This window comes from Amycolatopsis sp. GM8 (assembly GCF_021653975.1).
Lineage (GTDB): Bacteria > Actinomycetota > Actinomycetes > Mycobacteriales > Pseudonocardiaceae > Amycolatopsis_E.
In genome coordinates this window covers 1,392,268-1,406,493 of the sequence record NZ_JAJKFK010000001.1, presented here as the reverse complement: position 1 = coordinate 1,406,493, position 14,226 = coordinate 1,392,268, and the positions used below count along the sequence as shown (strand labels likewise).

18 protein-coding genes are annotated in these 14,226 nt (G+C 68.0%); 13 read left to right on the top strand and 5 right to left on the bottom strand.

Going from position 1 to position 14,226, the window contains the following annotated elements; genetic code table 11:
* Window positions 1–2: 2 nt before the first annotated feature.
* Both ilvA and LOZ83_RS06710 read left to right on the top strand, forming a co-directional pair.
* Window positions 3–1,208 carry a threonine ammonia-lyase gene (ilvA, locus tag LOZ83_RS06715; RefSeq protein ID WP_236789298.1) on the top strand — a complete coding sequence of 402 codons (1,206 nt, stop codon included), beginning with the start codon at window positions 3–5 and terminating at the stop codon, window positions 1,206–1,208.
* A gap of 10 nt (window positions 1,209–1,218) precedes the next feature.
* Window positions 1,219–1,698 (top strand): Lrp/AsnC family transcriptional regulator, encoded by a 480-nt coding sequence (locus tag LOZ83_RS06710; protein ID WP_236789297.1) that lies wholly within the window; start codon window positions 1,219–1,221, stop codon window positions 1,696–1,698.
* Here LOZ83_RS06710 and LOZ83_RS06705 read toward each other — a convergent pair.
* From LOZ83_RS06705 to LOZ83_RS06695, 3 genes are all read right to left on the bottom strand, one after another.
* Entirely contained in the window at window positions 1,671–2,465 is a 795-nt protein-coding gene (locus tag LOZ83_RS06705; RefSeq protein ID WP_236789296.1) for an MBL fold metallo-hydrolase, read from the bottom strand. The genes LOZ83_RS06710 and LOZ83_RS06705 overlap by 28 nt on opposite strands.
* Before the next feature lie 29 nt (window positions 2,466–2,494).
* Window positions 2,495–2,992 carry a transcription elongation factor GreA gene (gene greA, locus LOZ83_RS06700; RefSeq protein ID WP_236789470.1) on the bottom strand — a complete coding sequence of 166 codons (498 nt, stop codon included), beginning with the start codon at window positions 2,990–2,992 and terminating at the stop codon, window positions 2,495–2,497.
* A 196-nt stretch (window positions 2,993–3,188) separates the two neighbouring features.
* Window positions 3,189–3,611, bottom strand: a complete 423-nt coding sequence (locus LOZ83_RS06695; RefSeq protein WP_236789295.1) for a DUF4307 domain-containing protein — start codon at window positions 3,609–3,611, stop codon at window positions 3,189–3,191.
* 105 nt (window positions 3,612–3,716) lie between these two features.
* Here LOZ83_RS06695 and mca point away from each other — a divergent pair, with 105 nt between their 5' ends.
* From mca to LOZ83_RS06655, 8 genes are all read left to right on the top strand, one after another.
* The gene (gene mca, locus LOZ83_RS06690; protein WP_236789294.1) at window positions 3,717–4,628 is read left to right on the top strand and encodes a mycothiol conjugate amidase Mca; all 912 of its coding nucleotides are present in this window, start codon (window positions 3,717–3,719) and stop codon (window positions 4,626–4,628) included.
* Window positions 4,625–4,912, top strand: a complete 288-nt coding sequence (locus tag LOZ83_RS06685) for a hypothetical protein (protein WP_236789293.1) — start codon at window positions 4,625–4,627, stop codon at window positions 4,910–4,912. The genes mca and LOZ83_RS06685 overlap by 4 nt, the downstream gene beginning before the upstream one ends.
* A 27-nt stretch (window positions 4,913–4,939) precedes the next feature.
* Window positions 4,940–6,940: a thioredoxin domain-containing protein gene (locus LOZ83_RS06680; protein WP_236789292.1), complete on the top strand. Its 2,001-nt coding sequence runs from the start codon at window positions 4,940–4,942 to the stop codon at window positions 6,938–6,940.
* 89 nt (window positions 6,941–7,029) lie between these two features.
* A complete protein-coding gene (locus tag LOZ83_RS06675) occupies window positions 7,030–7,584 on the top strand; it encodes a hypothetical protein (protein WP_236789291.1) in 555 nt (184 codons plus the stop codon).
* Window positions 7,585–7,622: 38 nt separating this feature from the next.
* On the top strand, window positions 7,623–9,473 hold the full coding sequence (locus tag LOZ83_RS06670; RefSeq protein ID WP_236789290.1) for an acyl-CoA dehydrogenase: 1,851 nt from the start codon (window positions 7,623–7,625) through the stop codon (window positions 9,471–9,473).
* Window positions 9,474–9,492: 19 nt separating this feature from the next.
* Complete coding sequence (locus tag LOZ83_RS06665) at window positions 9,493–9,720, top strand: hypothetical protein (protein ID WP_236789289.1); 228 nt, start codon at window positions 9,493–9,495, stop codon at window positions 9,718–9,720.
* A gap of 73 nt (window positions 9,721–9,793) precedes the next feature.
* Window positions 9,794–10,009, top strand: coding sequence for a hypothetical protein (locus LOZ83_RS06660; protein ID WP_236789288.1), 216 nt, complete (start codon window positions 9,794–9,796; stop codon window positions 10,007–10,009).
* A gap of 609 nt (window positions 10,010–10,618) precedes the next feature.
* The gene (locus LOZ83_RS06655; protein ID WP_236789287.1) at window positions 10,619–10,885 is read left to right on the top strand and encodes a hypothetical protein; all 267 of its coding nucleotides are present in this window, start codon (window positions 10,619–10,621) and stop codon (window positions 10,883–10,885) included.
* Window positions 10,886–11,110: 225 nt separating this feature from the next.
* On the opposite strand, the gene LOZ83_RS39710 is transcribed toward LOZ83_RS06655, so the two are convergent.
* A complete protein-coding gene (locus tag LOZ83_RS39710; protein ID WP_255823109.1) occupies window positions 11,111–11,245 on the bottom strand; it encodes a hypothetical protein in 135 nt (44 codons plus the stop codon).
* A 10-nt stretch (window positions 11,246–11,255) separates the two neighbouring features.
* On the opposite strand from LOZ83_RS39710, the gene LOZ83_RS06650 reads away from it, so the two are divergent.
* Both LOZ83_RS06650 and LOZ83_RS06645 read left to right on the top strand, forming a co-directional pair.
* Window positions 11,256–11,693 carry a hypothetical protein gene (locus tag LOZ83_RS06650; protein ID WP_236789286.1) on the top strand — a complete coding sequence of 146 codons (438 nt, stop codon included), beginning with the start codon at window positions 11,256–11,258 and terminating at the stop codon, window positions 11,691–11,693.
* Window positions 11,694–11,795: 102 nt separating this feature from the next.
* A complete protein-coding gene (locus LOZ83_RS06645; protein WP_236789285.1) occupies window positions 11,796–12,383 on the top strand; it encodes a hypothetical protein in 588 nt (195 codons plus the stop codon).
* Here LOZ83_RS06645 and LOZ83_RS06640 read toward each other — a convergent pair.
* On the bottom strand, window positions 12,350–13,015 hold the full coding sequence (locus LOZ83_RS06640) for a hemolysin III family protein (RefSeq protein ID WP_236789284.1): 666 nt from the start codon (window positions 13,013–13,015) through the stop codon (window positions 12,350–12,352). The two genes, LOZ83_RS06645 and LOZ83_RS06640, sit on opposite strands and share 34 nt — an antisense overlap.
* An 87-nt stretch (window positions 13,016–13,102) precedes the next feature.
* On the opposite strand from LOZ83_RS06640, the gene LOZ83_RS06635 reads away from it, so the two are divergent.
* On the top strand, window positions 13,103–13,879 hold the full coding sequence (locus LOZ83_RS06635; RefSeq protein ID WP_236789283.1) for an isoprenyl transferase: 777 nt from the start codon (window positions 13,103–13,105) through the stop codon (window positions 13,877–13,879).
* Window positions 13,880–14,226: the final 347 nt, after the last annotated feature.

The window sequence follows — 14,226 nt, the reverse complement described above, 5'->3', positions numbered from 1 at the left end:
TTATGCGATTGGTGACCCTGGACCGGATCAACGAGGCGCGCGCGCTCCTCGAGGGGATCGTCCGTGTCACTCCGATGGAACACGCACGGGATCTGGAAAAGGTTCACGCCAGTCCGGTGTATTTGAAGTGCGAGAACCTGCAGCGCACCGGATCGTTCAAGATTCGTGGCGCGTACACCCGGATCCACGGGCTCAGCCAGGAAGAACGCGCCCGCGGGGTGGTCGCGGCGAGCGCCGGCAACCACGCGCAGGGGGTGGCACTGGCCGCGTCGCTGCTGGGGATCAAGTCGACCGTGTTCATGCCGATGCGCGCGCCGCTGCCGAAGCTGGCCGCCACCCGCGGCTACGGCGCCGACGTGCACCTCTACGGCGCGGTGTTCGACGAGACGCTGGCGGAGGCGATCAGCTTCGCCGAGCAGACGGGCGCGGTGTTCATCCACCCGTTCGACCACGAGGACATCATCGCCGGCCAGGGCACCCTCGGGCTCGAAGTGCTCGAACAGGCGCCGGACGTGGGCACGATCCTCATCCCGGCGGGTGGCGGTGGTCTCGTCTCGGGCGTGGCAGGCGCGGTGAAGGCGCTGCGGCCGGAAGTCCGGATCGTCGCCGTGCAGGCCGAGGGCGCGGCCGCGTTCCCGCCTTCGCTTGCCGCCGGGAAACCCTTGCGGCTGCGGGAATCCCAGACGATGGCGGACGGCATCGCGGTCGGCGAGCCGGGCGCGATCACGTTCGAGCATGTGAAAACGCTGGTCGACGACGTGGTCACGGTGACGGAGGAGTCGCTCTCGCGTGCGGTTCTGCTGTGCCTGGAACGCCGCAAGCTGGTCGTCGAACCCGCGGGTGCGGCGGCGGTCGCGGCATTGCTGCAGTACCCGGGGGAGTTCGCCGGCCCGATCGTCGGCGTCCTGTCCGGAGGCAACGTCGACCCGTTGCTGTTGCTGCAGATCATCCAGCACGGGATGACCGCGGGCGGGCGTTACCTTTCGCTGCGGCTGAAGGTGCCGGACCGGCCGGGGGTACTCGCGGCGGTGTTGTCGCGGGTCAGCGAGCTGGGCGCGAACGTGCTGGACGTCGAGCATTCGCGGGTCGCGGGCGCGCTCGCGCTCGGCGAGGTCGAGGTCGCGCTCAACCTGGAAACCCGCGGTGCGGCGCATTGTGCCGAAGTCACCGCCGAACTCCAGCGCTTCGTGCGCGAACAGCCCTTCTAGGAGCACGAACGTGGACGCACTCGACGCGAAGCTGCTGCTCCTGCTGACCGACGCGCCCCGGCTCGGGGTGCTCGAATGCGCGCGCCGGCTCGGCGTGGCGCGCGGCACCGTGCAGGCACGCCTGGATCGGCTGACCGAACAGGGCGTGCTCGACGGGTTCCCGCCGCGGGTCGACCTGGCCGGGATCGGCTATGGGCTCACCGCGTTCGCCGTCATCGAGATCGCGCAGGGCAGCCGGGTCGAGGTCGCGGCCGGGCTTGCCGCGATCGGCCAGGTCTGCGAGGCGCACGCGACCACCGGGCAGGGCGACCTGTTCGTGCGGATGGTCGCCCGCGACCACGAGGACCTGCAGGACACCATCGACCAGATCGTCGCCCTGCCGGGGGTGCAGCGCACCAGCACCTCGCTCGCGCTGACCACGCCGATCCCGCCCCGGGTGCGGCCGTTGCTGGAGCGAGTCGCCTACGAGGACGACACGAAATCCAGATAGCGCTTGGCGGAGCGCTGCACGACGTCCTGCCCGCCGGCCGGGATGACCGCGTCCCACCAGGCGCCGTAGATCGCCTCGAACCGGTAGCCCGCAAGGATTTCCGCGGCCCGGCGGACCACCGGCGGCCGCTCCGGGATGAGGTTCGGGTAGCTGTACATGAAGCCGACGAACTTGCGGTCCGGGATGACCTGCACGATGTCGCCGGACAGCAGCGCGCCGTCGCCGTCGGGCCAGTGCAGCACGGTGCCGCCGGCGAAGTGCACGCCGAGGTTGATCAGCGTCAGGTCCCTGGCGACCTGTTTCGTCTCGCCGCTCCACCACTCGACGGCCGGATCGGGCCGGCCGAGCCACGCACGATCGTTCTCGTGCAGGTAGACCGGCACGTCGAAGGCGTGCGCCCAGTCGACGACCGTCGAGTAGTAGTGCGGATGACTGATCGCGATCCCGGTGATCCCACCGAGTTCGGTGATCGCCGCGATCAGCTCGTCGTCCAGGTACGCGACGCAGTCCCACAGGAAGTTGCCGGACGCCGCCCGGACCAGCAGCGCCCGCTGTCCGATGGCGAACCTGGGCTCACAGCCGATGCCGATGACGCCGGGCCCCTGCTCGCGGACGACACCGGTGTACTCGCCGGCGCGCAGCGTGTCGAGATCGGTCCACTGCTGACCGGACGGCGGCACGTACTGGCGCTCGTCCTCACAGATCGGGCAGTCGGACCGAGGGGCGGCGTACTGCATACCGCACGTCTGGCACAGGGGAAAGCTCATGTCACGCCCCCGCGAGCACGCGCGCCGGGTCAGGCGTCGTACGGGACGGCCTTGACCAGCTTGACCTTCTGCTTCTTGCCGTTGGGCAGGTCGTACTCACGCGACTCGCCCTCCTTGGCCCCGAGCAGCGCCCTGCCCAGCGGCGACTCGGGGGAGTACACGTCCAGCGCCCCCTCGGCGCCTTCCTCCCGAGTGGCGAGCAGGAACTTCTCGTCCTCGTCATCACCGTCGTAGCGCACGGTCAGGACCTTGCCCGGTTCCGCCGTGCCGTCGTTCGCGGGCGCCTCGCCGACCTTGGCCGACCGGAGCAGTTCCTGCAGGTGCCGGATCCGGGCCTCCGCCTGGCCCTGCTCCTCACGGGCGGCGTGGTAGCCCCCGTTCTCCTTGAGGTCGCCCTCTTCCCTGCTGTCGTTGATGCGCGCGGCGATGACCGGACGATCCTCGATCAGTTTGTCGAGCTCGTTCTTGAGCCTGTCGAAGGCGTCTTGCGTCAGCCAGGTCACCTGGGTGTCGCTCACGGTCACCATCTCCTCGTCGTCCCTGCCGGGCATGGGTATACATGCCGGCAGCCTCACCGAACCGGGGCCCGGCGAGGCTCGTGATAAAGGAAAAACACGGCCCGTTGGGCCGTGCCGGTAGACCAGGATAGCACGATGACACGGTGGGAGACCGCCCGTTTTCGCCCCCTCCCGGCGTTCGGCGCGCGATTCACCCCGTTGGCCGCTAGCTGCTTGACAAATATGTTGGTACGTCGTACGAGCAACCGAAAACATCCGCGGTGACCGGCCGGTCGGTGCTGCGGACGACGGTGGTCTGGAGGCCGTGGTTGTCCCCGGCGGGCACGAAGACCTCCTTGCGGCCGCTCTCCGCGCCGGACAGGTCGCGCAGGCGCACGATGCACACGCCGGGCTTCGACGGGGCGTCCCGGGTCACGTTGATCGTGACCGACATCGCATTGCCCGGGACCTCGTCGTAGGAGACGCGCTCGGCGTCGATCGGCGCCGGCCCGAGGTTGAGGTACGCAATCCACGCGACGGCCAGGCTGACTATCAGGGCCACCGCGGTGAACAGCCATCGCCGCCAGCGTTTGGGCGTGCCGCCGCGCGCCGCGCCGTAGCGACCCTCCGGCAGCGCACGCGTCGTCAAAGCCGGGCCTCCTGATCCGTCTTGTCGTACCCCTGGGGAACAATGGGGCACGGATCGAGTATCCGTCAGGCTCGGAATAGCAGTGCAGAAGGGGTCGTTGCAGGCATGGTGGAAGCAGATGAGCGCAGTTCCGAGCCGGGTTCGCGCTTGCGCCTGATGGCGGTGCACGCCCATCCGGACGACGAGTCCAGCAAGGGCGCGGCGACCATGGCCAAGTACGTGGCCGAAGGCGCCGAGGTCATGGTCGTCAGCTGCACCGGTGGCGAGGCCGGCAGCATTCTCAACCCGGCGATGGACAAGCCGGGCGTCCACGAGAACATGCCGCGGATCCGCCGCGAGGAGATGGCGCGCGCCGCCGAGATCCTGGGCATCGAACACCACTGGCTGGGTTTCATCGACTCGGGGCTGCCCGAGGGCGACCCGCTGCCGCCGGTGCCGGAGGGCAGCTTCGCCGTCGTGCCACTGGAGGAGCCGGTGCGCGAGCTGGTCAAGGTGATGCGGGAGTTCCGCCCACACGTGGTGCTCACGTACGACGAGACCGGCGGGTACCCGCACCCGGACCACATCCGCACGCACGAAGTGTCGGTCGCGGCGTTCGACGCGGTCGCCGAGCCGGACCGGTTCCCGGAGGCGGGCGAGCCGTGGCAGCCGCTGAAGCTCTACTACATGCACGGGCATTCGCGGCAGCGCATGCAGCTGTTCCACGAGGCGCTGCTCGAGGCCGGTCTCGAATCGCCGTACGGCGAGTGGCTGGAGAAGTGGGATCCGAAACACCCGGACGTGATGGAGCGGGTCACCACGCGCATCGAATGCGCCGACTACTTCAAGATCCGTGACGAGGCGCTCAAGGCGCACGCCACGCAGATCGACCCGACCAGCCGCTGGTTCGCGGTGCCGCTGGAGATGCAGCGCAGGATCTGGCCGACGGAGGAGTACGAACTGGTCCGTTCGCTTGTGGACAGCACCTTGCCGGAGGACGATCTGTTCGCAGGCGTACGGGAGAAGGTGACCGCATGAGTTTCGTGTTGCCGGGAGTAGCGCCCGTCGCGACGACGGCGCTGGTCCTGGTGCAGCAGCCCGACAGTGGCGACAACGGCGGGCAGGGTGAGGACTTCGGCAAGTCCTCGCCGGTCGGTTTCCTGTTGCTGCTGGTGTTCCTGATCGCGGTGGCGTTCCTGGTGCGGTCGATGACCAAGCACCTCAAGCGCGTTCCGGCGAGTTTCGACAAGGAAGAGCCCGGCGAGCAGGCCGCGGAGCCGTCGGAGGCCGTCGAGCCGGAGAAGACCGAGAAGAGCTCCTGACGTCGCTGCTGTGGGAGAGTGGGTTCCATGAACCGGCTCGGCAGCGCGACTTCGCCATATCTGCTCCAGCACGCCGGAAACCCGGTGGACTGGTGGCAGTGGGGTGTGGAAGCGCTTTCCGAAGCGCGCCGCCGGAACGTGCCGATCCTGCTGTCCGTGGGCTACGCGGCCTGTCACTGGTGCCACGTGATGGCCCACGAGTCGTTCGAAGATCCCGAAACCGCGCGCCTGATGAACGAGAACTTCGTCAACATCAAGGTGGACCGCGAAGAACGTCCTGACATCGACGCCGTCTACATGACCGCGACGCAGGCGATGACCGGCCAGGGCGGCTGGCCCATGACCTGCTTCCTGACCCCGGACGGCGAACCTTTCCATTGCGGCACGTACTACCCGCCGCAGCCGCGCCCCGGGATCCCGTCGTTCCAGCACCTGCTCGTCGCGGTTGCCCAGGCCTGGCAGGACCGCGGCGACGAGTTGCGGGAGGGCGCGGGGCGGATCGTCGAGCAGTTGGCGCAGCAGACGGGGCCTCTGCCAGCGGCTCCGGTCGACGGGCGGGTGCTCGCGGACGCGGTCGTGAAGCTGGACGCCGACGCGGATCACGAACGCGGCGGATTCGGTGCCGCACCGAAGTTCCCGCCGTCGATGGTGCTGGAGTTCCTGCTGCGCCACCACGAACGCACGGGCTCCGCCGAAGCATTGTCCTTAGTGGACGAATGCGCCGAGGCGATGTCCCGTGGCGGGATGTACGACCAGCTGGGCGGTGGCTTCGCGCGGTACTCGGTGGATTCACACTGGGTGGTCCCGCATTTCGAAAAGATGTTGTACGACAACGCTTTGCTGTTGCGGGTCTACGCCCATCTCGCGCGGTTGACGGGTTCGACGCGGGCGCTGGCCGTGGCCAGGGCGACCGGCGAGTTCATCGTCGGCCAGCTCGGCACGGACGAAGGCGGGTTCGCCGCTTCACTCGACGCGGACACGCTCGGCGAGGAAGGGCTGACGTACGTCTGGACGCCGGGCGAGCTGCGGGAGGCCCTCGGCGAGGATGCCGGGTGGGCGACGGAACTGTTCGGCGTGACCGGGTCCGGCACGTTCGAGCGCGGCTCGTCGGTGTTGCAGCTGCGGCGCGATCCCGATGACTGGCAACGATTCGAGCGCGTGCGTGCCGCGTTGCTCGTGATCCGCGAAGAGCGGCCGCAGCCCGGCCGGGACGACAAGGTGATCGCCGCCTGGAACGGTCTCGCGATCACCGCGTTGTGCGAGGCGGGCGTCGCGCTGAACGAGCCGCGCTGGATCGTGGCGGCCGATCGTGCCGCTGCGGCGATCCTGGACCTCCATTTCGTCGGCGGCCGCTTGCGCCGCAGTTCCCGGCACGGTCAGGTCGGCGAAGCTGCTGGGGTACTTGAGGACTACGCGTGTTTCGCGGACGGGCTCTTGGCGTTGCACCAGGCGACCGGCGACGCGAACTGGCTCAGCGAAGCCACGAAACTGCTCGACATCGCGCTCGACCGGTTCGCCGCGAGTGATGCCCCGGGCGCTTACCACGACACCGCGGACGACGCGGAAACGTTGGTACAGCGGCCTTCCGACCCGGGTGACAACGCGAGCCCGTCGGGTGCGTCCGCGCTCGCGAGCGCCTTGGTCACCGCGTCGGTGCTCGCCGGCCCCGAACGCGCGGCGGCGTATCGCGACGCGGCTGAGCAGGCGCTGAGCCGCGTCGGGCGACTGGTCGAGAAGGTGCCGCGGTTCGCGGGCAACTGGCTTTCCGTCGCCGAGGCACTGGCGGCGGGTCCGGTGCAGGTCGCCGTCGTCGGTCTCGACGCGGAGGCCTGGTCCGAGCTGCGGACCACCGCGGCGCAGCTCGTGCACGGCGGCGGCGTGGTCCTGGCCGGTGAGCCGGACAGCGCGCCGCTGCTGGCTGAACGCCCGCTCGTCGAGGGTGCCGCCGCCGCTTACGTATGCCGCGGCTACGTCTGCGACCGGCCGGTCACCTCGGCGGATGCCCTCGAAGCCGCCCTCGCGCGCTGAGAGTTAAGCCCTCGGCAAACAACCTCCTGTTCAGCGCGGTATCGGCGTAGCGTTTGTAGCGTCGTAATCATGTAATCAAGGAGGTTGCGATGCGAGGCTGGAAAGGACGCGGCGGGTGGCAACAGGGCGAGGTGCCCTCGGCCGAAGACGCCGCGGGCTGGTTCGCCGGACGCCTGCCGGATGGCTGGTTCACCGGGGCACCGGAGCTGACCGTCGATCGTGAAGAGATCCTGGTGGTGGGTGAGCTGCCGCCGCTGACGGACGAGTTCGCCGACGACGCGGCGCGTGCCGCGGCGGAGTCCGGCCGGATCAGCCGGTTCCGGGAGGACACGCGCGACCAGCGAATCGAAATCGCCCGGCAGGCCGAGCACCGGTACCAGCGCAAGGTGGCCTGGGGCGCGAAGATCGGGGACACCCAGGAGTTGTTCACCACGCTTTCGGTCCCGGTGATGACGCGCCTGCGCCAGCCGGAACGCCAGGTGCTGGACACCCTGGTCTCGTCCGGCGTGGCGCGGTCCCGTTCCGAGGCGCTGGCCTGGGCGGTCCGGCTGGTCGGGGAGCACGCCGACGCGTGGCTCACCGAACTGCGCGACGCGATGTCCACTGTGGATGACCTGCGCGCCAAGGGACCCGATCTCGGCTGAGGGCTGCGAACTCGCGCCCGCTGGGCAAAGCTGTCGGTATGAACCCGTTGACGGTCGTATTGGACGGACAGTGGGCGTCGCTGCGGCGCGAGGTCCGGGCGCGGCTGACGGAGAACGGCTATGTGGAGCCGCGCGACGTCAGCACGGAGGACTACCGGGCGTGGGTGCTCGAACAGCTGCGTGTGCTGGCGAAGACCGGGCACCCACAGCTCGGGTTCGCCCGCGAATACGGCGGAGGCGGCGATATCGGCGGCTCGGTCGTGTCGTTCGAGATGCTCGGGTACGGCGATCTGTCGCTGATGGTCAAAGCCGGGGTGCAGTGGGGCCTGTTCGGCGGTGCGGTGCAACTGCTCGGCACGCGGCGGCACCACGAGCGGTACCTCGCCCGGATCATGGACCTGGAGCTGCCGGGTTGTTTCGCGATGACCGAGACCGGGCACGGCTCGGACGTGCAGCACCTGCGGACCACCGCGACCTACGACCCGCGGACGCGTGAGTTCGTCATCGACACGCCGGATATATTGGCGCGTAAGGATTACATCGGCAACGCGGCCCGGGACGGCCGGATGGCGGTGGTGTTCGCGCAGCTGGTCACCGGCGGCGACGAGCGCGGGGTGCACGCCTTCCTGGTGCCGATCCGGTTGGAGCTCGGCGAGCCGCTACCCGGTGTGGAGATCGGGGACTGCGGGCGCAAGGCGGGGCTCAACGGCGTCGACAACGGGCGGCTGACGTTCCGTTCCGTGCGTGTGCCAAGGGAAGCGCTGCTCAACCGGTACGGCGATGTCGCCGAGGACGGGACTTATTCGAGCCCGATCGAGAGCGACAACCGGCGGTTCTTCACGATGCTCGGCACGTTGATCCGCGGCCGGATCAGCGTGGCGGGCGCGGCGGTCAGTGCCACGGAACGCGCGCTGACGCTGGCCGTCCGGTACGGCGAGCGGCGGCGGCAGTTCGGGCGACCGGATGGCGGCGGCGAGGTTGTCGTCCTGGATTACCTTGCGCACCAACGGAAACTGCTGCCCGCGCTGGCGAAGACGTACGCTCTGCATTTCGCGCAGGAGGAGCTTGTCCAGTCGCTGCACGACATCCAGAGCGCTTCGGAGGTCGACGACCGCACGCAGCGCGAACTGGAGTCGCGGGCGGCCGGCATCAAGGCGACGGCGACCTGGCATGCGACACGGGCCATTCAGGCGGCGCGGGAAGCCTGCGGTGGCGCGGGATATCTCGCCGCGAACGCGCTGGGCGTGCTCAAGGCGGACACCGATGTGTTCACCACGTTCGAGGGTGACAACACGGTGTTGCTGCAGTTGGTCGCGAAGGGATTGCTGACGAATTATCGCGACCACTTCGCCGACCTGAGCCCGCTGGCGATCGCGCGGTTCGTGGCGGAACAGGTTGTGGAGACGGTGATCGAGCGGACCGCGGTGCGCGCGTTCGCCACCTCCGAAGGCGCGCTGTTGCAGCGGGAGTGGCAGCTGGCGATGTTCGAGGACCGGGAAAGGCACGTGCTGGAAGGCGCCGCGCGGCGGCTGCGGGCGGGCGATGACCCGTTCGACACGTTCAACGGGGCGCAGGACCACATCCTGCGGGCGGCGCAGGCGCATGTCGACCGGGTGGTGCTGACGGCTTTCGTCGGGGCGATCTCGCGGTGTGAAGATGCGGAGGCGGCGGCTTTACTGGGCAAGCTGTGTGATCTGTACGCGCTGTCGAACATCGAGGGCGATCGGGCGTGGTTCCTGGAACACGGGCGTATCACCTCGGCGCACGCGAAGTCGGTCGTCGCCACGGTGAACGACCTGTGCCGTGAGTTGCGGCCGCGGGCCCGTGCCCTGGTGGATGCCTTCGCGATCCCCGAACCGTTCCTGCAAGCGGAAATGCTGGACGTCTAGGCGGCGTACCCTCGCACCCATGAACGGGCTCTTTGTGCTGATCGCGATCCTGGTCGTGTTCGGCGTGCCCCTGGCCGGTCTGCCGTGGCTCGCGGCCCGCGTCCGCCGCCGCGGCGTCGGTGCCGGCCTCCTGGGCCCGATCGAGGAAATCTGGGGCTACCCAGAAGCCCACCGCATGCGCTTCGAGATCGAAGCGCGGCAGGAGGCTCCGGCCCCGGCCCCCTCGCCGGGTGATCCGCCTGCCTGAGCTGCGATGTTCTGAGCGCCTCACCCGCCGGATATGCGCGGACTTCGGGTTAGACGCGGATCTCGTCCTGAGCGTGCTGTCCGACCTGCGTTTTCCCGTCGTTGATCCCGCGAACGATCATGCGGTCGAGCGGATCTTATGCGGCGTGGTAATCCTCGCGCACGGTGATCTGGACCGTCTCGACGAGGCAGCTCAGTTGGCCTGCGCCGATTGGCGCGATGTGCTCGTAGCCAGCGGCCTGGCGGATGAAGACTGGCCGGCAAAACTGGATGCCGAGCTAGGCGTATAGCGCCAACCAGATCGCGATGATTTGATCACGAGAACGAGCTGACCTGGGCGAACTCGGCTCTTAGCGGCTTTGACCTGCGCTGATGTTTGTGGTCAGTTCTCGCGGGTTCTCGCCTGTGCCCGACGCGACACGGCCTGTAGACGGCCTGACTGAAAAGCGGAAGGTCGCCGGTTCGACCCCGGCCCTGGCCCCCCTTCAGGAAGCCGCTCCGATGCAGGTCGGGGCGGGTTTTCATGCCCAGGGTCGATCACGGCCCTGCCCACCGTTGACCTTCGTTTACCGCTGATCGCCGTCCCTCGGGGCACGCGGGGGGCACGGCTCTGTCCCCTCCCCTACTCCTCCGGGCTGAGGTGATCTCCTCGGGGCGCGGGTTCATCCCTGCCGGGCCGGGTGGTGCCGGTCAAGGGGTTTGCCGGAGGCCGCGAAGCGCCCTTGATCGATGCCGCCCGGTCTGGTAGCCCTCGGGCGCGCTGCGAGGCGATGACCGGACTGGTCCGTTCGGCTGATCTCTGAGGCGGTGCCGGGGTCCGGGGCAGAGCCCTGGTGCTTGTTGGCTGTTGCGCGTCCGGCCATGCTGGGCGTGTGACGGACCGAGGCGACCTTCGTCGGGTGGACAAGCAGTTTGAAGGCTTCAGGCAGGTTTGGCATGTGCTGCCCGATGGCACCTTCCACGGTTCGTACACCGTGTACTGGGACGAGGGCGCACAGGTGTGCATGCATGGGCGTTATGTCGACGGCGCGCAAGATGGCGTCTGGACGTACTGGTCGCGTCGCGGCAATGTCCAACGGCAGGTCAGGTACGAGTTGGACCGCGAAGTTGAAAGTCGCGACGCACAGCCGTGGTTCGACGAGCCACCGACGATCGAAGCGCCGTAACGGTGTTGGCCCGCGGAGACGTAGGTGCGCGGTATCGACGGGCGGCCGGCTGCCGGAGCGGAGCGGGAGGCCAGGCCGGACCGCCCAGCGGCGCGCTTGCGCCGCTTTTGATCCCATAGAGCCAAGGATCAGCGCCGAGTCCAGCCGTTGTCGCCTGAGCGTGCACAAGTGGTGCTGAAGGCTTTGCCGCGCTGGTATCGGCCTGCGGTGAAAGTGCCTGCGGGGCTAGGGCTGCGGCAGGGCGAGGTGTTCGGCTTCTCGCTCGATGACGTAGATCGCGAGCGGAACATTGTGCGGGTCGAGCGGCAGGTCCGGATCGTCGACAACGTGCTGACCTTCGCGCTTCCCAAAAGGGGGCAAGACGCGGGAGGTGCCGATCGGAGCCATCCTGCTCGGCGAGTTGGACGAGTACACCGAAGAGTTTCCGCCGACTCCGATCACCTTGCCGTGGATTCACCCCGACGGGAAGCCGGTGACGGTGAACCTGCTGATGGTGGATCACGACGGCCTGCCTTTCCAGCGTGGCGGGTTCCGGCTCAGCGTTTGGCTCCCGGCGCTCAGGCGTGCCGGGATCACCGCGCCGACTCGGGACGATGGAATGCACGCGCTCAGGCACCTGTACGCATCGGTCCTGCTCGATGCGGGAGAGTCGATCAAGGCGCCGCCAGGGTACCTCGGCCACTCGGATCCGGGCTTCACTCTCCGCATCTACACGCACCTGATGCCGACGAGTCACGAGCGGTCCCGGCGTGCACTGGACGCTTTCTTCGCGAGCGCTCTGGACGTCGACCGAGAGCAGGCCGCCTGACGAATATCGAGACACGCCGCAGAGCTGCCAGGAATGCCAGTCGAACACATGTACGGTCATGGGTGGGCAGCGTCGCCAGTTGATCAAAAAGGAGAGGTTGACGTGAGCCAAGAATCTGAGGACAAAGCCTTACTGGCGTGGCTTCTCTCTGGTCGAGACGACGTTGGGTCGGAGGCGGCAGTGGCAGGATTACGTGATCCGATTAGGAGCGTCGAGATCAAAAACGTCACTGACCGCGTTGATGAGGGCTTACGTGAGTTCGGGCTCAACTGCAAAGAACGCGAGGCTTTCCGTCGGCGGCGGTCTCATAAAACCGACTGGAAGTCATCCGAGCGTTACCGAGCCACGATCGTGAAGCAGTTCGAGTTTGCGATCGGCAAGCGGGTGGACTGGTCAACCGCTGATGCGAAGCCAGACCAGGTCGCCGCGGCGTGGGCAGCCGCTGCCCGTTACGACCAGGACCGTGCCGCGATCGATCTCCTTGGCAGCCCGAATGCCGAGGGCATCAGAGTCGAAGATCTCGCTCTGCGTGTTCAAGGTAGGACCATCGCGGAACACAGGCGTCGGGGTAACTCCGTTGAATGGTGCGTCCAGGCCGCCCGGTCGGAAAGGCGGCGGCGTGACGGCCTGATCATGGTCCATAAGCCAAACCCCGCCTACGCGTATAGCGCCAACCAGATCGCGATGTAGTGGGAGATCGCCGCCAGGACGGTGCAGGCGTGGAAGTACTCGTGATATCCGAACGTCTCCGGCCAGTGGTTGGGCCAGCGGGTGCCATAAAAAACCGCGCCCACCGTATAGAACAAGCCACCCACCAACAGAAGCACCAAAGCGGCAACGCCGGCGTGCCGGGCCAGTTCGGGTAGGACGAAAATCGCCACCCAGCCCAGTGCGACATAAATCGGCACGCCGAGCCAGCGTGGCGCGGACGGCCACAGCATCTTCAGCGCGACCCCGGCGAGCGCCCCGCCCCAGACGACGCCCAGGATCACCCAGCCCGTCGGCTTCGACATGGACAGCACCGTGAAGGGCGTGTAAGTCCCGGCGATGAACAGGAAGATCATCGAGTGGTCCGCGCGCTTCATCCACTTGTACCCGCGCGGGCTCCACCGCCGCCGGTGGTACAGGGCGCTCACGCCGAACACACCCATCACCGTCACGCCGTACACCGCGGTCGCGACCGCCGCGATGCCCGACACGGTGGAGCCGGCCAGCGCCACCAGCGTCACCGATCCGATGAGCGCGCCGAAGAACGACCAGAAATGCAGATGACCGCGAAGGCGCGGGCGAGTGTCCTGCACGACAGGCTCAGCAACGGTCACGCTTTGAGGTTACGGGAGCGTAGGGTTTATGCCAGTCTCCGTGGCCGGAACCACGTCCTCACACCAAGTTGCGTACGCTTGGCCGACGTGAGTCTTCGCGCGATCGGGTCCCGTCTCGTCTACACCGCCTACAGCAAGCGGCTGATCCAGCAGGCTGCCGGCAAGCACCCCCGACATATCGCGATCATGCTCGACGGCAACCGCCGGTGGGCGCGCGAAGCCGGCTTCGCCGACGTCGCGGACGGCCATCGCGCCGGGGCCAAGAAGATCGCCGACTTCCTGTCCTGGTGCCGCGAGGCCGACGTCGAGGTCGTCACTCTGTGGCTCCTCTCGACCGACAACCTTTCGCGTGCGCCGGAAGAGGTCGAGGCACTCCTGAAGATCATCGTTGACGTCGTCGACGAACTGGCCGGCCCCGAGAAGCCATGGCGACTGCGCATGGTCGGCGCACTCGAGCTGCTGCCCGCCGACATGGCGCGCAGCCTCAAGGCCGCCGCCGCGCGCGCCGAGGGGCGCAACGGCATGGAGGTCAACATCGCGGTCGGCTACGGCGGCCGCCAGGAGATCGCGGACGCGGTCAAGAAGCTCCTGCTGCAACACGCCGACGAGGGCACCTCGATCCGCGAGCTGGCCAAGATCCTCGACGTCGACCACATCTCCGAGCATCTGTACACCTCGGGCCAGCCCGACCCGGATCTCATCATCCGGACCTCGGGTGAACAGCGCCTCTCCGGCTTCCTGCTCTGGCAGTCCGCGCATTCGGAGTTCTGGTTCACGGAGGCCTACTGGCCCGCCTTCCGCCGGGTCGATTTCCTGCGTGCACTGCGGGATTACGCCTGGCGGCACCGCCGATTCGGTACTTGACATCTCACCGAACGTGGCTGCCCCGTCACGTTAAATCTACCGTGGGTGAGATGACAACTTGGCGAATCACCTCGTTGGCTGCCTGCACGATCCGGGATTCGCAGGTAACTTCCGAAGTGATGGTCCGTGACCTTGCGGGTCATCGCGGGAGGCCCTGGACGTGGCAGTAGTTGACGGGACGACGGCGGTACCAGCCGTGACGTCGTTCGCGCAACGCACGAGGGGGCCGGCACCCGGCCCTCGTGGCCGCGCCCGCTGACGCGAACCAGCGTCGGAGGACGAACGGTCAGCCAGGGCGGTGCCCGGCCCAGCGAGTGCGGGCGTGGTGCCACGCCTAAGGGAGATGC